Here is an 18,618-nt window from a genome sequence, read left to right as displayed (position 1 = left end):
CTGCTGGGTTCCGGCCTGAAAGGTTAAAATTCCGATGTTAGAATATTACGCATATTTTTGGCGTAGTAGGGTTCTAATAAACACACGTACGTATAAAATATAAGTCATTTTGGCGCAACAGCCCTGGTATCATATCTTCGTGAAGTACATCAAATATCTAATTTTATTCATTATAGTGTCCACAATTGTAGGCAGTATTGCTTTGGTTGGTATTTATTTTTATATCAAACCAGACCTGCCAAGTGTCACTGTCCTTAAGGACGTTCGTCTGCAAACGCCGATGCGAATATACACGCATGATGGAAAACTTATTTCTCAATATGGAGTTAAACGGCGGATACCGGTAAAACTTGAGGAAGTTCCGCAAGAACTTATTGATGCCGTTATCGCCACCGAAGACAGTCGTTTTTATGATCACTATGGTATCGACCCTATTGGAATTATGCGGGCTGCTTTCAACCTGGCGATTACAGGTGAAAAACAACAGGGCGCCAGTACCCTCAGTATGCAATTGGCTCGAGGCTTCTTTTTAACCCGTGAAAAGACGTATATCCGTAAGATCAAAGAAATTTTTATCGCACTGCATATGGAACAAGAATTAAGTAAGCAGGAGATATTAGAGCTCTATCTGAACAAAGTGGAGTTGGGCCATCGGTCATTCGGCTTTGGTGCGGCGGCGCAGGTCTATTACGGTAAACCCTTGGCAAAATTAAACCTCGCTCAAATCGCGACGTTAGCGGGTCTGCCGCAAGCCCCGTCAGTATTAAATCCAATAAGCCGCCCCCAGCGCTCTGTTGAGAGACGCCGTATTGTTCTGTTACGCATGCTGGATGAAAAGCTGATCACCAGGGCACAATTTGACGATGCCGTTAGTCAACCCGTTACTGCTCGAAAACATGGCGCCGAAATTGAATTGGACGCTCCTTATCTGGCCGATTTGATTTATGCTGAAATGATTGAAATTTATGGCAAGGAAGAAGCGGAAACAGGGGGCTATCAGGTGTATGCCACGGCGCCATCCCATTTGCAAGAGGCCGCACAGGACGCAGTGGTGAGAAACATTCATGATTATGACGAGCGGCATGGATACCGTGGGCCGATAGACTATTTATGGAATCAGCCTGTAGTCGAAGACGAATCGGTAAACAGCGAAGCTGAACGCGCAGATGCGCAAACACAACAAGCCGCTGCGAGCAAGACACGTGCAGAGTGGGATAATGAAGCGATTATTGCTGCCCTAAAGCAGATTGAAAGTTATTCTCCTTTGATTCCAGCGGTCGTGTTAGAAGTAAAGGAACAATCGATTACCGTACTTGACGAAAATGAGCAAACCCGTGTCATAGAATGGGCCGGGTTGGATTGGGCACGTCCGTATATTACGGATAGCAGACAAGGAAATGAGCCTGAACGTGCTGCACAGATTGTTACCGAAGGTGCCGTAATCCATATTCGCATGCAGGACGAGCAATGGCGCTTGGCTCAAATACCTGACGTGAGTGGAGCGTTCGTAGCCATTGACCCGCAAAATGGCGCGGTGCAAGCTGTGGTGGGAGGCTACAGTTTCTATCAAAGTCAGTTTAACCGCGCTACGCAAGCAAAACGGCAGGTCGGTTCAAACATTAAGCCTTTCGTTTACTCAGCAGCCTTAGAGCATGGTTACACGCTGGCGTCCGTCATAAACGATGCTCCCATCAATCAATGGAACGCGAACACAGGTGTGGCCTGGCGCCCTGAAAACTCCCCGGCCGAATATGATGGGCCGATTCGAATGCGAAAAGCGTTGGGTAAATCCAAAAACGTGGTATCTGTGCGCTTATTACGTGGTGTGGGCTTAGATGCCACGGTGAAGCACATAGCGCGGTTTGGCTTCAACGAACAAGAAATACCGCGCGACGAAACCGTATCGCTTGGTTCAGGCTCGCATTCACCCTTGGAGATGGTCCGGGCGATGAGCGTCATCGCTAATGGGGGGTTTTTAGTAAAACCTTACTTTATTGACAATATTCAAGACGAGTATGGCAAGGTCCTTTGGGAAGCAAACCCTGTGTGGGCATGCGATCCTTGTAGCGGGCCTACTGGGGAAGCTGAGGTAAAAGACATTGAAGCCTTGCTGGCGGAGCAATTAAATCAGGAGCAATCGCTGGTCGCAACGGATAAAAAGGAAGCGAAACCCTCCGCGCCGCGGGTGATCAGTGCCCAGAATGCATTTTTGGTTAGTGAGATGATGCGAACAGGGGTCAGGGCGAACGGTAGCTGGAATAATAAAACCTATTGGTTAGGCACTGGCTGGCGGGCTAGAAATATACTGCAGCGAGAAGACATTGCGGGCAAAACTGGTACCACTAACGATTCTCGTGACACGTGGTTTAGTGGTTTCCATCACTCTTTGGTGGCGACTGCGTGGTTAGGTTTTGATGATATGAATCGTAAGTTAGGGCGGGCGACGCGTAATCAAAACCTGATTAACCGTAATCCTGAAAAATACAACTGGATAGGGAACGCGCTGGTGGGCTCTGAAGATGGCGCAAAAGCGGCTGGCCCAGCATGGATTCGTTTTATGCAAGTGGCTCTGCAAGATGTGCCGTATTCTCCTATGCCAATTCCCGAAGATATCGTCAGGGTACGAATTGATCGTACCACTGGAAAGTTGACCAGACGTACAGACCATACGACACTATTTGAATACTTTCTGCAAGGTACTGAGCCGAAAAGCTACATTCGTGAAGATGAAATTATCGACCCTGCAGAACTCGAATCAACCGATGAGTCGGAGCCTGAAGAGGTATTTTGATACAGCTTCAGGTGAAAGCGGCTTACCACTAGAATAAACAATGCGGACAAACAATGTCAGAAGATTCTAACAAGTATCTTTATATCCCTCATTCCGGCCCATCATTGCTGGAGACCCCCTTACTTAATAAAGGCAGTGCATTTACCGCGCGAGAACGAGCGCAGTTTAACCTAACTGGCTTGTTGCCCCCTCGATATGAAACAATCGAAGAGCAGGTGGAACGCGCATATATGCAGTATAACACCTTCGATGACGCGCTAAACAAACATATTTATTTACGTGCGATCCACGATAACAATGAAACCTTGTTTTATAAGCTTATCCAAAACCACATTGAAGAGATGATGCCCATCATTTATACCCCAACGGTTGGGGACGCGTGTGAGCAGTTTTCTGATATTTATCGCAGTTCGCGCGGGCTGTTTTTGTCGTGGGAAGATCGAAACCAGCTTGACGACATTGTGCGCAATGCCACCAAGCGCAAAGTAAAAGTTATTGTGGTGACCGATGGTGAACGCATTCTGGGTCTGGGTGACCAGGGTATTGGCGGCATGGGTATTCCTATCGGCAAGCTCTCCTTATACACGGCCTGCGGTGGGATCAGTCCTGCTTATACTCTGCCAGTGATGCTGGATGTGGGTACCAACAATGAAAAATTGCTCAACGATCCCATGTACATGGGCGCGCGTCATCCGCGAATTGAACAGGACAAATACGACGAATTTGTCGACATGTTTATCAAAGCAGTAACTAAACGCTGGCCTGATGTCATGATCCAGTTTGAAGATTTCGCCCAGCCTAATGCAATGCCTATCTTGCATCGCTACCGCGAACAAATCTGTTGTTTCAATGATGATATTCAGGGCACTGCAGCCGTAACCCTTGGCACTATTTTGGCGGCATGTAAGGCGAAAGGGCAAAACTTATCCAGTATGAAAGTGGTATTTGTTGGCGCCGGCTCGGCAGGATGTGGGATTGCTGAAATGCTTATCCAGCAAATGCGCCACGAAGGGCTCACTGATGAGCAAGCTCGCCGACAAGTCTTTATGATAGACCGCTTTGGTTTAGTCACCGAAGGCATGGAAGGTTTGCGTGACTTCCAGCAAAAACTTCAGCAGCAACTCAAAGACATCGAGGACTGGACGTTCAGCGGCGACTACGCATCGCTACTGGACGTAGTGCATTGTGCCCAGCCGGACATTTTAATTGGTGTTTCAGGGCAACCCGGTTTATTCACTGAACAAGTTGTTCGGGCCATGAAGCAATATAATGATAAACCCATCATTTTCCCCTTAAGTAATCCTTCCCGGCAGGTTGAAGCACGTCCGGAGCAAGTGATTGAGTGGACCGATGGTGATGTTGTCATCGCCACCGGCAGCCCGTTTACACCGGTATTATATCAAGACAAGCTCTACCCTATTGCCCAATGTAATAATAGCTACATATTCCCTGGCATCGGATTAGGGGTTATCGCATCAAAAGCCCGTCTGGTTAGCGAAGAAATGCTCATGGCAGCAAGTACTGCATTGGCCAGCGCCTCTCCCCTTGTAAATAGTGGCGAAGGCGCACTGTTGCCCCCGCTGACGCAAATTGCAGACTTGAGCAAAAAGATTGCGTTCGCAGTGGCAAAAGTGGCTATGGAGCAAAATCTAGCATTAGAAATGACCGACGAGGCGCTGACCGCTTCTATCGAGCGTAACTTCTGGAAGCCAGTATACCGGCCGTACAAACGAGTAAGTATTTAAACCGCTCTCCCAGGCAGGGCGTTATGCCCTGCTAATTTTACCCCTCCCCATAGTGCCCCACATGTTGAATGATGTGTCTTCAAATGCTGACACTATTTTCTTGGTAAACGCTGTTTATTCACTGATAAATATTATAACTTGTTAAAATTTATTGTTTTTTATTTATTGGCACAAAACATGAAAAAGAGTTAAGTATGTAGGTCACATCAACGGACTTACTAACCTTCTTTGCGGGCAATGGATTGTCCGCTTTTTCTTTCCTTGCACATACCTAATCCATATTGCCTGTGACTCGTAATGATCAGTGGTTTCAGATAGGAGTTAGCATGAGCAAGAAAAAAGAATATCAACCGCCAAAAGTATGGAAATGGGAAAAAGAGGATGGCAGCAAGTTCGCTAATATCAACCGCCCCGTTTCCGGGCCCACGCATCAACAAGCTTTACCTGTCGGTGAGCACCCCTTTCAGCTCTACTCCCTGGCTACGCCTAATGGGCAGAAAGCTGGCATTATGTTCGAAGAGTTACTCGCGGCGGGCATAAAAGAAGCTGAATACGATGCCTGGACGATTGATATTGGCGAAGGCGATCAATTTTCTTCAGGGTTTGTTAATCTGAATCCAAATTCGAAGATACCGGCGTTAATGGACAGAAGTAGTAACCCTCCGGTGCGGGTTTTTGAATCAGGCGCCATTTTGCAGTACCTCGCCGAAAAATTCGGTAAATTTATTCCTGAACAGACTACGGCTAAAACAGAGTGCCGCAACTGGCTATTCTGGCAGATGGGATCTGCACCCTACTTAGGGGGAGGATTCGGCCATTTTTATAGTTACGCTCCCTCTAAAATGGAATACCCAATTAACCGCTTTACCATGGAAACCAAACGCCAGTTAGACGTCTTGGACAAACAGCTGAGCTTTAACGAGTACCTGGCCGGGGATGAATACTCCATTGCTGATATCGCTGTATGGCCTTGGTACGGTAACCTGGTATTGGGTAAACTGTACGACGCTGCCGAATTTTTACAAGTTGAAAGCTATACCCATGTCGTACGCTGGGCAAAGCAAATTGGTGAACGAGACGCAGTTAAACGTGGGAAAATTGTGAATAAAGCGTGGGGGGATGGCATTCAGCTACTTGAACGCCATAGCAGCAAAGATATTACTAAAGCGCTGAAGAAAAAGGGGTGAGTCCACGGAATCGCTTTCAGTCAGCGACCAAGAGGGATGGTCTCGTGGGTAATTCCAGCAGTTATAAAGTCTGTCGACAATTTGCTGACTTTAGTTAAAGTGGGTTTGCGGGAGCCGTAATGCTTGCCCCCATTCCTTGGTAGCCATTATCGCCCCATACAATGGAACAATAAACCATTTGGATAGGCATTGTGCCTATATTGCCCGGGTGAAAGGCAAATATTCGCCGGCGTTGGAAGTCCTATTTAAGATTGCGCAGTTGTTGGAGATACCGTTACGAGAGGTGTTTTTTTACAACCCGCAAGGTTTATAAGCATAACTCAGCGAATTCGCTATCGCATAGCTTGGCCAGGTCAATGGGGCTTAATTCAATCTCCAACCCTCTACGCCCCCCACTTACGTAGATAGTGTTATGGTTTTGCGCCGACGCATCGATAAAAGTTTTCAATTTTTTTTTCTGAGCCAGGGGGCTGACACCTCCTAGTACATAGCCGGTTGTGCGTTCTGCCTCTAAAGGTTCGGCCAGTGAAGCTTTTTTACTGCCGGCAAGTTTAGCGATTAACTTCACACTTAAGAGCCGGGGCACGGGCACCACGGCGATCACACATTCTTCACTTTCGAGCCGAACAACCAGCGTTTTAAATACTTTTTCCACTGAAACAGCCAGTTTATCTGCCGCTTCCAGGCCGTACGCATTATTTTTCGGGTCATGCTCGTACTCATGCAATGAAAAAGGAATGCCAGCTTTAGCAAGTAATTTAATCGCGGGTGTCATGTTAAACCTAATAAGTATTGATGGCGTACATCTTAGTCTCAGCGCTTTCTGTTAACGAAGTCAATGGTGACGAGTGAGTGAAAAGTGTAATTGTACGATCAAATTATTACTTATATGCGAAAAATATTATAATCTATGGGCGCACCAACTAATGTAAATGAGGATGATGTACTTATGATCACGTGGGCCAACACACCTTTTGAACCTTGGGCAGGCCTGGCCGGGGGGATTCTTATTGGATGCTCTGTGGTACTGCTGCTTTTTACCATTGGACGTATTGCGGGCATTTCTGGGGCTATTGCTGGGATGTTTACCAAGCAGCGCGTGGAAAAGACATGGAGAATCGCTTTTATCGGGGGCTTAATGCTCTCTACGGTAATTTACCAGTTATTCGTGGGTGATTTTCCCGTTATTACGCAGCAAAGTTCCGTGTGGATGATTGTGGCGGGATTGCTAGTAGGCTTCGGAACACGTTTAGGGAGTGGGTGTACCTCAGGGCACGGTGTGGCTGGTATCGCTCGCTTATCCTCACGCTCTATCGTGGCCACACTCTGCTTTATTGGCTTTGCCGTGGCTACTGTCAGTTTATTCCGTCATATCAATTGGGGAGGGTAAGATATGAACGTACTTTTGGCGAGCTTATTCTGCGGCCTTATCTTTGGTTTTGGGCTTATTATCTCAGGTATGAGCAACCCTGCCAGAGTGCTCAACTTTTTGGATTGGAGTAACCACTGGGACCCGACATTAGCGCTTGTTATGGGAGGGGCGATTTTAGTGGCACTGCCTGGGTTTAAATGGGTGCGAAAGCGCCAGCAGCCGTTATTTACAGAGTCCTTTGACATTCCCACGACGTCTAAAATCGATGCTAAATTAATTGTAGGATCCAGTTTATTTGGAATCGGCTGGGGAATAGCTGGGCTGTGTCCGGGACCATCAATCGTAGGAGCGGTAACCTTAAATACGGATATTCTCTTATTCGTAGGGGCCATGCTAATCGGTATGTGGGCTCAACACTCGCTTTTTTCCAAAAAGGGGTCATAGGGCGGTGTTAGGTAAACTTAGTCAAAAATTTTATCTAGCGGTATTATTTTTCGGTTGCGGGTAGGGAAGCTTTCAACGTACTGTACATGTTGATCTGGGGTAGCCGCATTCAGCTGGATACCCCATAAAGGCTTAATCCCCTCCACTTTTGCCGAATAGCGCAAGTCGACAATTCTGTCAGGATCATGCGGATCGATGACTAGCCAGTCATCGGCGAACCAGCGAAATCGGGCTACGTCATTAAACTGCACAGAATGAAGAGGGATCTTCGGAAAATCACGTTCCATCTGCAGTCTTTTTACCCTGGGGCCAGTATAAATGCGTGGATTGCCTATTATGGGAACCGCCACAGCATTGACATAGTAATAGTGGTCAGCTTCATACAGCGTTCGCCAGACAATCACATTACCAATCGTTGGCATGGCCTTTATGTGGACGGGCGTGTGCCCCTGTTGTCTGGCTATAGCGATGGTCTCGTTGACAGCCCGCTGATGCTGTAAGGCGCCAAGGCACAAGTAGGCAACAAGGCTACCAATGGCGAGGTATATGTAGCCCTTTCTTTTCAACCAAATGGTCAGGAATATTCCGCTTAACAAGGGAAGAGTGATGAAAAAATCAATAATACCAACAATATCCCATGCTATACGCAAATCGGAAAATGGCCACAACAGTTGCGTTCCGTAGGAGGTGCAGGAATCAAGCAGAGCATGGGTGGCGTAGCCCGCGGTGGCACACCAGTAAATTGATTTAAACGCCACTTGGCGAAAAAATAAACCCCACAGGCATAAGGCTACTACAAAGCCGCCGAAAGGGATAAAAATTAATGCGTGAGTGAATTGTCGATGTAACTCAAGCGCTAATAGTGGATCCTGGCTTGATTGAAAGAATATATCCAAGTCGGGTGCCATGCCCCCAGCGCAACCTATAAACGCAGCACGCTTTAACTTGCTGCTCTGTTTGCAAAAGAGTAATGCCGCGGTAGCACCTAATGCGCCTTGGGTGACTGGGTCCATCGATGCTTACATTTGTTTAAGTGTATTTGGCACAACAAGTTGCCCTATTTTGTCGAGCTGCCAATTGGTTCACACGCTTTCTTCTTTAAGAGATTGTTCCATATAGTAAAATTTTTCATCCTCGGCTGTAACGGCAAATCCTTCCCGCTTATACAATTTAAACGCAGGGCTAATCTTCATCACTCTTAAACGAAGCTTTGCGGCACCTGACTGCAATGCCAGGTTTTTGCTCTGTTGGAGAGATTTTGCCCCTATCCCTTTATTTTGAAAATCCTCGCATACCTGAAGATCGCGTAAATAACATCCTTCTACATCAAACGCTAAGCGAAGGGCGCCGATCACTTGGCCCTGCACGATAATATCCCAGTTCTCTAGGCTGCTTATAGCACCTAAAATTGTATCCTGATCCCAATTAACTGAATGATATTCGTAATAAGGTCGCATATTTCGGTAGGTTATGTCGGCGGAGGTGGAAAGGTCCTTGCAACGGCGATATTCAATCGTTGTCATTATTTTCGAGCTCATTAGCGGTTGGGATACTTAATTTCATCTCTATCATATTGCTACAAAACCCTACCTTTTCATACGCTTTTATCGCCGACAAATTATGCGCATACACATCCAGATAAAAGTCTCTGATTTGCCTTGCCTTTGCCCACGCTATCAGCTTTTTCATGATTAGCTGATTTAATCCTCTTCCCCTGTAGTCTGTAGCGACAAACATAAGTCCTAAATAGCCGTGATGGGTATGCTTTAAAAAGGGTTTCGACGACCTGATTTGCACATAACCGCTAGCAATAATTTTGCTGGCTTCTTCGGCAACTAATAGCAAAGTGTTTTTGTCCATCAGGAGATGTTCCATATCGTAGTAGGTGGGATTACCTTCTTGTATGGCATTATTAAATGGTCTCTCGGCTTCTATAACCTTTTGCTCCACCGTTGTAAGTTGAGCAATATCGTTGGCGGTGGCCTTTCTGAAAGTTAGCAAGGAATGACTCCATCACGGTTAATACCATATATGGTATAGCATGAATTGGACCCAAAAAACGGTATACAATTGCGCATGCTGGCTCATTTCTATCACGCCAACTGCAGAAAATTCCGCGTTGGAATCAGACTTACTGCGAGGTTGAAATTCAGTGTGTTTATCTGCCAACCTTCTTGCCGCTATCCCCCCCACAAATTTGCGTCCAGCAAAACGCTTTTGAATAGCGCAAATTTATCTGAATACGTATGCAGAATTTTGTTATATGAATGTTAATAAACTAGGATGGTGATGAAATATTTCGTCAGCGCTGAATATTATTAACTTATAAAAAAAGGCGAAAACATGAAGCACCATCAAACACTTGGGGCACTACTCAAGTTTGCTGCTATCCCTATGGCGGCCCTGGCACTTAATATATCCGACGCGTTAGCCCAGAATAACCTTGGGCCTGTTACCGGAAAAGATGTGGTATACCAAATCCTCACCGATCGTTTCTACGATGGTGACAGCAGTAATAATATTCCCAGTGGTTCACCCAGCTCTATCTTCGACGGCACGGGAAGTGATCTGAAGCTCTACCAAGGCGGCGATTTTCAAGGCATTATCGACAAAATCCCCTACCTGAAGAATATGGGCATTACCGCAGTATGGATTTCTGCACCCTACGCAAACAGAGATGAACCCATCATTGATTACCAGGCCGGGGGTTCCCAGCTGATTTGGTCAAGTTACCACGGGTACCATGCAAAGAACTACTATCGTACCAATCGACATTTCGGCGATATGAGCAAATTTGAGGAAATGGTCAATGCCTTGCATGCCCAGGGCATTAAAGTTGTTATCGACTTTGTGTCCAACCATACCAGCCGCTGGCAAAACCCGACTAACAATAATTCACCCGAGCATGGCCGCTTGTACGAACCTGATCGCGACAGCAACGGTAATTTCGTCTTTGATGCCAATGGCAACCCGGTGGATCTCAATAGTGACGGCACGGTGGATAACTTAATTGCGGATCCGAATGGCACCATCAATCCAGGCTGGTTTCACCGCATAGGTGACCGTGGCTCTGATGGTTCCCGCTATGGATATCGCTACAAAGATTTAGGCTCGCTGGCTGATTTTACCCATGAGCTACCTGAAGTAGCGGAATATTTGGAAGATGCAGCAATATTCTGGAAAGCAAAAGGTATCGACGGCTACCGCCATGACGCAACGTTACATATGAACCCTGCGTTTGCAAAGGGGTTCCGGGATGCCATCGACAGCGCCAGTGGCGGTGCGGTGACGCATTTTGGTGAATTTTTTATTGGCAAACCTGATCCCAAGTACGGCGAGTATGAGTCGTTTCCTGACCGTACGGGCATAAATAATCTGGATTTTGAGTTTTTTCGCACGGTTACTAATGTAATTGGTAACGGCAGTGAGAACATGAACGCGTTAGCTAATTTCTACCAATATACGGCCGAAGATTATGCTTACGAAAATCAAACGGTAACTTTTATCGATAATCACGACGTACCGCGTTTCTTACGTGTAAATAGCGATACACGTAGTCTGGATGTGGCACTGGCTCTGGCCATGACATCCAGAGGTATACCGAACATTTATTATGGCACCGAGCAATACGTCAATGGCCAGGATGGCAGCGAAAACGGCGGACGTGTCTTTATGCACACAGATACCACGTTTGATCAAACCACGCGTGCGTATAACATCATTAGCGATCTGTCCACACTTCGCCAGCAAAACGATGCGCTTGCTTACGGTATGACCTCTATTCTGTACTCCAACAGTGATGTGTTGGTGATGTCCCGCAAATTTTACGATAAAGAAGTAATTATTGCGGTTAACCGCAGCCCGTTTGCAACTTACAATGTACCGGCGCTCGCCACGTCGTTACCAAACGGTACTTACACAGATGTATTAGGCAGCGCGCTGGATGGCGCATCCATTAGTGTGAGCAATGGTCAAATCGCTGGATTTAATCTGGGCTTGCAGGAAGTCAACGTTTGGAGTTACAACCCCTCGTTAGGCAGCAACCCCAAGCTTGGCGATATGCAGTCTGTGATGGGTCACGCGGGTAATAACGTGACGCTGTTTGGTACAGGGCTGGATGGTGCAATTCAAGTGAAGTTTGGCAACACCACTGCAAATGTCATCAGCAATGACTATAACAGTGCAACCGTAACAGTACCCACAGTCACCGCAGGGCAACGACAAGTTACGGTAGCTAAAGGCGGTGTCACCAGTAACACCTTTGACTTTGAAGTACTGTCTGATAATCAAAATCAGATGATATTTAAAGTGGAAGCGGGCACCAGTGCCGGCCAACAGGTGTACGTGGTGGGTAGTATTCCTGAATTAGGCAACTGGGATCCAGCCAAAGCCCTGGATGCGTTCCATAATCCTAACAATAATGACTGGTTCCTGCCGGTGAGCGTACCTAAAAACACATCTTTCGAGTTTAAATATATTCTTAAAGATGGTTCGGGTAACGTAACCTGGGAGTCGGGTTCGAACCGGACAGCCACCACTTCAACCGACGAAAACGGGGTTATTGACCGGGCCGAAGATTTCTTCCGTTATTAAACAACTCGCTGGGAGCACCTATGCTCCCAGCCAATATTCGATAAGTATACAAAGTTTACATGAATTCAAAATTAAAAGTCTTAACCACCGCCTCGGTGTTTTTTATGTCAGCCACGCTAGCTCACGCAGCTTGCACCCAAAGCGAACAAACCTTACCGGTACGTGACTTGAAGCTTAATGCGGAGGGAGAATTTGTTCCTCACTGGGCTAAAAAGGCCATCTGGTACCAGATTTTTCCAGAACGTTTTCGCAATGGTGATAAAACCAATGACCCTACGGTAGCCAGTATTGAAGGGGCAGATCCGAATGAACCGGTAGCCCACTGGCAAGTGCACCCTTGGGGCAGCGATTGGTATGAATTACAGGCGTATGAAAAAGCCAATGGTGATAAAGAATTATGGAAACACATGTTACGTCGACGCTACGGCGGCGATCTACAAGGCATCATCGATAAGCTTGATTACATTGAAGAAATGGGATTTAACGCCCTCTACCTAAACCCAGTCTTTCACGCGCCATCGCTGCACAAATACGACAGTGCCAGCCTACACCATATTGACCCGCATTTCGGTCCTGATCCAGAAGGCGATAAAGCCCTCATGGCGCAGGAAAAGCCATGGGATCCTGCCACCTGGGTGTGGACTAAGGCGGACAAGCTGGCACTGGAACTTATAGAAAAAGCCCATAAAAAGGGGATAAAAGTCATCTTTGATGGCGTGTTTAACCACATGGGTATCAACAGTTTTGCTTTTCAGGATGTTCGTGAAAAGCAGCAGGCGTCTCCCTTTGCGGACTGGTTTACCGTAAACAGCTGGCGCAATGAAGACAAGGGCACGGAGTTTGCGTATCAGGGCTGGTTCGGCGTGCAATCATTACCTGAGTTCAAAGAAAGCAAACACGATCTCGCTCCCGGTCCGAAGGAGTATATCTTCGCCATTACCGAGCGGTGGATGAATCCGATGAATAAAGGCCGTGAATTTGGTATCGACGGCTGGCGATTAGACGTGGCGTTTTGCGTGGGCCACGGCTTCTGGAAAGACTGGCGTCAACATGTAAAAGAGTTGAATGACGAAGCCTATTTAACCGCCGAAATCGTCGATAGCCCTGAAAAAGTCAAACCGTATTTGCAAGGTGATGAATTTGACGGGGAAATGAACTACAACTTTGCCTTTACCGCGGCAGAGTTTTTATTTAATCCCCCTCAAATGGCCATTACCGCCAGTGAATTCGATACGAAACTGCGGGACATGCGCGAGCTTTACCCCAAAGGGGTGGCCTATGTCACACAAAACTTATTTGGTAGTCACGATTCAAACCGAATTGCTTCGCATATTGTCAATAGAGGGGTAGGTAATTTCCGCGATTGGGGCGAATACTTTCAACGCTCACAAGTCGGCAATAACCCCCAATACAGCCCGCGCAAACCTACTGCCGACGAGCTGCATTTACAGAAACTGTTTGTTATTTTGCAAATGACCTATGTGGGCGCTCCCATGGTGTACTACGGCGATGAAGTAGGCATGTGGGGTGCGAATGATCCGGATAATCGCAAACCCATGATTTGGCCTGATATTGATTACGCTGATGAGAAAGTCATGCCCGATGGCAGCACGCGCAAAGCAGATAAGGTGGCAGTAAATACTGACTTACAGAAACATTATCAGACCTTAATTGATATTCGAAAACGTTTCCCTGCCCTCCAAACAGGAGCCTTTAAAACACTCTTAGTTAACGACGATAAGCATTTGTACGGCTTCGAACGCACCTTACAAGGGCATAAAAGTGTGCGCGTGATTTTCAACAATAGTCAAAAATCTCAGACAATAGGTGTCGCGGATGAAGGTAAACAATGGACAGAGGTGTTAAATCAGGCGGATCTTGTGCAGGCAGAGGGTAAAGTCAAGCTGTCACTACCAGCAAAATGGGCGGCTATTCTGGTTTCGCACTAAGTTGACCACGCCATGCAACCATAGCCCGCCTCTGCGGGCTATGGGGTCAATAAGGGTCTAGGGTGTAACCGGTGTTTGCGAGTTGGTGACCTCGCGTAAGCGAGGGTGGTGCGCCATCACTTCAGCCAACGTGGATTCCTGTTCATCCTTGGTATCAACAAAGAATACATGCTTGCCTTTATCCAGTAACGTTTGAAAACGCTTAAACTGATGATTGGGTACTTGCAATCCAATCAAGCCGCCTTCCCAGATACAAAACCCTAGTACCACCACCGCCCCGAATAAGAAGGGTAACCAGCCTACCGCAGAATTGTGCAGTTCCAGTAAATAAACCACTACTAATAGCACCGAGGCTACCACAATACCAACAAACGCACCCAATTCGGATGAATACACCACATCTTTTTTTAAGAAAGGGGTAATAGCATGCAAATGATGGTTTTCCACGTCAGCGTCTTTTTCACTTAACACATGGATCTGACTGCGTGATAGACCCTGTTGCTCCAACTCCTTTTCGACCACCTCTAAATCATCAAGGTCATCACTGATGTAGTAATGGCGTGACATAGTCACCTCCCGCTCACATAATTATTAACCAATAAGATTGAACCTGATACGGCGCAGGGATCTGTTTTAAGTATAGAACAGTTGTTCAAAAAGTGAGCTAAAAGTGCTGATTGGAAAAATCCATTCAGCGTTATCTAAACTGGATAGCTACGCACCAGGCGCGAACGCGTAATTCAATTCCACCACTTCGAAAGGGTTACCCTCAGGATCTTTATATGACGCCACCAGGCCAAACCCTTCATCGTGGGGTGGGGTAACCTGTACAGCATTCACCTGCGCCAGGCGAGAAGCGATGTCGCTGAGCGAATCAACGTTGTAAGCGATAGAAATGGAAGCATTGCCCACTTCGGTCTTGCCCAGATTTTTTGCCGGATGAATACCCAAGTGAATTTGTCCGATATCGACCCCATAGTGAACATCCAGGCCACCATGATCTTCTTCTTCAAAGTTGACCGCAAACACATGACTATAAAACGCCGCTAATGCCTTCGGGTTATTCGCAGCGATAATAACGCCACAAAGTGATTTGATTTTCAACTAACATGCCCTCCTATAGGAATAAGGCCTGTTCATATTGCCGTATGGTTTTACCCCACTGATAATGCAGCAACGCCTGGCTATGCACATGAGAAAAGCGACAAGCTATATTACGCAGTGAAAGTATGTAAGTAAGTAAAGGTTATACTGTGAACCTGTCTGATGTTGAACTACAACGATCTATGTCAGATACTTTCTTTTTCCTTCTTTACGCTGGTTGATTCTTGTGCGTGCACCACCTGCCATTGTTCCTGAACCTTATTCCATATTTTGGTCACCACCTGCACTTTTTCTGCATGCTTGCCCACGGAATAGGTCGATACAGAGAAGCCTGAGACTGCGCTGAGTTCTGTGAGCTTATGATCAATCAGTTTTCGAGGGGGCATTCCTTTTTTCTGTGAGATGAAGTGGCACAGGTTAACCAGTTCCGACTTTGATTTGACCGCCCCTTCAACATGCCAGTTTATCTTGCCTGACAGATAGCTCGACGCTTCAGCACAGTTCTTCCCAAAAGCGGCTTGTTCTGCCAATAAGGACGTGTGAATCTGCGCTGTCACCGTCTGTTGGGCTGACGTAGTAAAGCCAATAGAAGCAGCGGCGAAGAAAGCAACTACTTTAAGGTGGTGATATTTCATTATTTTATCCTCTCCCGCCATGGGGGGCATGATGCTAATTTTACTCATGCGCACAAGCGATGGCATTGCTGGCAGAAATCAGCATGGGAAACAATTGAGTGAAACTATAAAGATAGTCCTAATCTCGATGCAATCAAATCGCCCGGGACTATTACTTACCTTTTAGGCAGGGCATTGAGCCACCGCTCAGGCAAGTATCGAAAATGCTAAATGTTCATAAGGTGCCCGCACATGAGCGCGGCAGGATGGGATACGTGCTGCACAAGTCATATTATCTACAATTGATTTGATTAAGAAGGAGTTGTTTTCCTGTAAATCAAAGCCACTGCAGGCCTGAGTAGGGGGCCCTGATTAAACTCGCCAATCGCTGCGCAAGCGTGCCGGAATGGATCTCTAACTTATTGCCGTCAGGGTCGTTAAAATAAAGGGAGTCGCCAAAGCTCTTATTTTCTTTCCAGATGCGCGCCCCACTGGCAATTATTGTTTCAGAGAATGTGACAAATTCAGCTTGGTCGACAGTCCAGGCAATATGGGTGTAGTCTGGAGACGGTGCAGGTAAATCTAAAGATAAACAAAGCCAGACATCATTAGCCGAAAGGTAGGCGCCTGCATCCCATTTAGCATGGCCTGTAAATCCTAATACATCACAATAGAAGGATAGTGCTGTGTCAATATGGGAAACGGCAAGAGTGATGTGGGTGAGGCCTTGGATCATAATTTGACTCTTTTGTAATAAGCGCCCGTGCTAAGGGGGTAATTGTTAGGTAGAACGAGTTTGTATCAAATGTATCCGTGCGCACCCTATTGCGAATAATGTCTGTCAAAAGCCTGAACGTGCGTATACATAATTTGCTATCTCATGCTGCCCGAAGTAGAAATGATGTGTACCTATCCGTTTAAAGCCAAGGCGCTCGTAGAAGGAGTTGGATGCATTTTCAACCCAGGTGTAGAGCCAAAAACTGCGTCCTAGCTTGTCTGAGATAAATGTAATAATTGCTCGTCCAATACCATTATTCCTAAAAGACGGGTGAACATACAGTCGCTCGATTACAAAGCCGTTCGCACGACCTTTATAGTATGATTCCAGATTGATCACAGCTAACCCAAGCAGCGCATTTTTTTTACCGCAACGACAACCCTACAGGATTCAGACGCTACGGTTTTCTGATAATGCTCAGGGGTAAAGGTTGTAAAAACATATTCTGAATGTTCCGCTGTAATACCCTCTTGGCCATAGTACTTCTCGCGGAATAAAGTTCATGCTCGAATACCTCTCACATTCCTCATAAAGATAATTTTCTAGTTTGAAGTATTCAGCATCGTTCCAAGTTTGGCTTTCATTAAAAACGCTCATGAAAGAGTTTTCTGAGAATTCTTTGCTAAATGCAAAATTTCTAGTTAGTTCATTCATACACGGTGACTGCTAACTTCACAATAACGGGCAGTAACATGGTGGCGAGAATATCGAAGCCGCCACCGTATTACCGTCTCAACCCGCCCTGCGGGCGTGTTTATTGCCTTGTTATATTCCAACCATGCTTTGCAATGCGCATCTGTATGCGTATACTTGGTGGTGAAATTAGTTGGAGTGATAAAATGCAAGATTTATATGACGTTCATGCCCCCAAGAAAGCGACAAATCTAAGCTTAAATAGCGACTTATTGCAAAAAGCTCGAAGTTTAAAAGTTAACCTGTCTGCGACCTTAGAGCAAGCACTTAGAGACAAGCTAAAAAGTATTGAAGCAGAGAAATGGAAAAAAGAAAACAAAGCTGCCATAGCTGCATACAACGAGTTTGTTGCTGAGAACGGTTGTATAGGTGATGAGTACAGGAACTTCTAATGGCGCAATTTGATGTGTACAGAAACCTAAGCGAGAACACTAACAAAGCTTACCCTTTTCTTGTTGATGTTCAAAACTCTGTAATTGACCAGTTGGCAACAAGGCTGGTTGTACCGTTAACAAATAGCAATACTAGAAACAGTTTCTACATGAAAAAGCTGACGCCGGAGATAGAATTCGAAGACGCAACATACTTATTTCTAGCCCAACAACTTAGTTCTATACCCGCAGACGTGCTCAATGATCGCATTGGTTCGCTGGAGCAATCCAGAGAACTGCTTATAGATGCAATAGACTTCGCTATCACTGGAATATAACTGCTAAATAATGGGCATAAACACAGCGCTACAATCGCGAAGCGGCGCTGTGTTTATGTCCCAGCCAGCCCCTGCGGGCGTGTTTAAGTTTTTGTTATGTGACTTACCTAGCATCTGGCGCTCTACTATATGAGCTAGCAAAATCAACTTCGCTTGGAGCTTGATGTTCGAACCAATTAAATCTAAAAACAGCCATTTGAGCATGAGGTACATCTTCTGCTGCTATGAATCCATCTCCAGGTAGACCTGTTCTATCACTTACCACTATGCTTGTGAGAGGAGGTAAGTCGTTTTCAGTACAATATTGTTGGATTGGTCTTAAAAAGTCTCCGATACTCGGTCTTACTACTCCAGTAGCCCTAGCCACTCGGTCATACGTTAAAATTTGATGATTATCTGCTGCAACAACTAACAAACTCCATAACTGTTGTGCTCTCTGTGCTCTATTCACTTTGAATTCTCCATGTCACATAACATTTAAATGAAGCGGACCCTAAAAACCGCTTATTAATTTTTATGTTGCTTTGGCACTACCGCATTAAAAATATGGTGCGAGGGAGGGTGAATCAAACCGGGTTTGTCGGAGGCTAATTATCTTGAGAGAATTAGCCAATGAACAAGAGAGTAACGTATTCCCCA

At 46.1% G+C, this 18,618-nt stretch carries 20 protein-coding genes; 9 read left to right on the top strand and 11 right to left on the bottom strand.

From position 1 onward, the window contains the following. Positions 1–139 precede the first annotated feature (139 nt). From OPS25_RS14620 to yghU, 3 genes are all read left to right on the top strand, one after another. Entirely contained in the window at positions 140–2,791 is a 2,652-nt protein-coding gene (locus tag OPS25_RS14620) for a penicillin-binding protein 1A (RefSeq protein WP_265618593.1), read from the top strand. A gap of 53 nt (positions 2,792–2,844) precedes the next feature. Beyond that, positions 2,845–4,536 (top strand): NAD-dependent malic enzyme, encoded by a 1,692-nt coding sequence (locus OPS25_RS14615; RefSeq protein ID WP_265618592.1) that lies wholly within the window; start codon positions 2,845–2,847, stop codon positions 4,534–4,536. 326 nt (positions 4,537–4,862) lie between these two features. Next, a complete protein-coding gene (yghU, locus tag OPS25_RS14610; RefSeq protein ID WP_265618591.1) occupies positions 4,863–5,723 on the top strand; it encodes a glutathione-dependent disulfide-bond oxidoreductase in 861 nt (286 codons plus the stop codon). Between the two features lie 307 nt (positions 5,724–6,030). On the opposite strand, the gene ybaK is transcribed toward yghU, so the two are convergent. Next, complete coding sequence (gene ybaK, locus OPS25_RS14605; protein ID WP_265618589.1) at positions 6,031–6,498, bottom strand: Cys-tRNA(Pro) deacylase; 468 nt, start codon at positions 6,496–6,498, stop codon at positions 6,031–6,033. A 174-nt stretch (positions 6,499–6,672) separates the two neighbouring features. On the opposite strand from ybaK, the gene OPS25_RS14600 reads away from it, so the two are divergent. Both OPS25_RS14600 and OPS25_RS14595 read left to right on the top strand, forming a co-directional pair. Then, positions 6,673–7,113 carry a YeeE/YedE family protein gene (locus OPS25_RS14600; RefSeq protein ID WP_265618588.1) on the top strand — a complete coding sequence of 147 codons (441 nt, stop codon included), beginning with the start codon at positions 6,673–6,675 and terminating at the stop codon, positions 7,111–7,113. A gap of 3 nt (positions 7,114–7,116) precedes the next feature. Then, entirely contained in the window at positions 7,117–7,539 is a 423-nt protein-coding gene (locus tag OPS25_RS14595; protein WP_265618587.1) for a DUF6691 family protein, read from the top strand. 17 nt (positions 7,540–7,556) lie between these two features. Here OPS25_RS14595 and OPS25_RS14590 read toward each other — a convergent pair whose 3' ends face one another. The 3 genes from OPS25_RS14590 to OPS25_RS14580 form a co-directional block, all read right to left on the bottom strand. Continuing rightward, entirely contained in the window at positions 7,557–8,552 is a 996-nt protein-coding gene (locus tag OPS25_RS14590; protein ID WP_265618586.1) for a metal-dependent hydrolase, read from the bottom strand. A gap of 69 nt (positions 8,553–8,621) precedes the next feature. Further along, a complete protein-coding gene (locus OPS25_RS14585) occupies positions 8,622–9,062 on the bottom strand; it encodes a GNAT family N-acetyltransferase (RefSeq protein ID WP_265618585.1) in 441 nt (146 codons plus the stop codon). Further along, on the bottom strand, positions 9,049–9,540 hold the full coding sequence (locus tag OPS25_RS14580; protein ID WP_265618583.1) for a GNAT family N-acetyltransferase: 492 nt from the start codon (positions 9,538–9,540) through the stop codon (positions 9,049–9,051). Before OPS25_RS14580 ends, OPS25_RS14585 begins: the two co-directional genes overlap by 14 nt. A gap of 342 nt (positions 9,541–9,882) precedes the next feature. Here OPS25_RS14580 and OPS25_RS14575 point away from each other — a divergent pair, with 342 nt between their 5' ends. Continuing rightward, the gene (locus OPS25_RS14575; RefSeq protein ID WP_265618582.1) at positions 9,883–12,132 is read left to right on the top strand and encodes an alpha-amylase family glycosyl hydrolase; all 2,250 of its coding nucleotides are present in this window, start codon (positions 9,883–9,885) and stop codon (positions 12,130–12,132) included. A 59-nt stretch (positions 12,133–12,191) separates the two neighbouring features. Continuing rightward, positions 12,192–14,081, top strand: a complete 1,890-nt coding sequence (locus OPS25_RS14570; protein WP_265618581.1) for a glycoside hydrolase family 13 protein — start codon at positions 12,192–12,194, stop codon at positions 14,079–14,081. Positions 14,082–14,138: 57 nt separating this feature from the next. Here OPS25_RS14570 and OPS25_RS14565 read toward each other — a convergent pair whose 3' ends face one another. From OPS25_RS14565 to OPS25_RS15995, 6 genes are all read right to left on the bottom strand, one after another. Continuing rightward, complete coding sequence (locus tag OPS25_RS14565) at positions 14,139–14,648, bottom strand: NAD/FAD-utilizing enzyme (protein WP_265618580.1); 510 nt, start codon at positions 14,646–14,648, stop codon at positions 14,139–14,141. A gap of 147 nt (positions 14,649–14,795) precedes the next feature. After that, a complete protein-coding gene (locus tag OPS25_RS14560) occupies positions 14,796–15,185 on the bottom strand; it encodes a VOC family protein (RefSeq protein WP_265618579.1) in 390 nt (129 codons plus the stop codon). A 185-nt stretch (positions 15,186–15,370) separates the two neighbouring features. Further along, positions 15,371–15,820: a hypothetical protein gene (locus OPS25_RS14555; RefSeq protein ID WP_265618578.1), complete on the bottom strand. Its 450-nt coding sequence runs from the start codon at positions 15,818–15,820 to the stop codon at positions 15,371–15,373. A 316-nt stretch (positions 15,821–16,136) separates the two neighbouring features. Then, entirely contained in the window at positions 16,137–16,535 is a 399-nt protein-coding gene (locus OPS25_RS14550) for a VOC family protein (protein WP_265618577.1), read from the bottom strand. 105 nt (positions 16,536–16,640) lie between these two features. Next, positions 16,641–16,931, bottom strand: coding sequence for a GNAT family N-acetyltransferase (locus OPS25_RS16000; RefSeq protein WP_407080251.1), 291 nt, complete (start codon positions 16,929–16,931; stop codon positions 16,641–16,643). Between the two features lie 63 nt (positions 16,932–16,994). After that, positions 16,995–17,231, bottom strand: coding sequence for an Imm41 family immunity protein (locus tag OPS25_RS15995; RefSeq protein ID WP_407080247.1), 237 nt, complete (start codon positions 17,229–17,231; stop codon positions 16,995–16,997). A gap of 185 nt (positions 17,232–17,416) precedes the next feature. Here OPS25_RS15995 and OPS25_RS14545 point away from each other — a divergent pair, with 185 nt between their 5' ends. Further along, a complete protein-coding gene (locus OPS25_RS14545; protein WP_071817742.1) occupies positions 17,417–17,662 on the top strand; it encodes a type II toxin-antitoxin system CcdA family antitoxin in 246 nt (81 codons plus the stop codon). Next, positions 17,662–17,979: a CcdB family protein gene (locus tag OPS25_RS14540; RefSeq protein WP_265618574.1), complete on the top strand. Its 318-nt coding sequence runs from the start codon at positions 17,662–17,664 to the stop codon at positions 17,977–17,979. The genes OPS25_RS14545 and OPS25_RS14540 overlap by 1 nt, the downstream gene beginning before the upstream one ends. Before the next feature lie 103 nt (positions 17,980–18,082). On the opposite strand, the gene OPS25_RS14535 is transcribed toward OPS25_RS14540, so the two are convergent. Continuing rightward, the gene (locus OPS25_RS14535) at positions 18,083–18,430 is read right to left on the bottom strand and encodes a hypothetical protein (RefSeq protein ID WP_265618572.1); all 348 of its coding nucleotides are present in this window, start codon (positions 18,428–18,430) and stop codon (positions 18,083–18,085) included. Positions 18,431–18,618 lie beyond the last annotated feature (188 nt).

This window comes from Alteromonas aquimaris (genome assembly GCF_026183695.1).
Lineage (GTDB): Bacteria > Pseudomonadota > Gammaproteobacteria > Enterobacterales > Alteromonadaceae > Alteromonas > Alteromonas aquimaris.
Note: the sequence above shows the minus strand (reverse complement) of the source record. Positions and strands in the feature narration are given on the sequence as shown.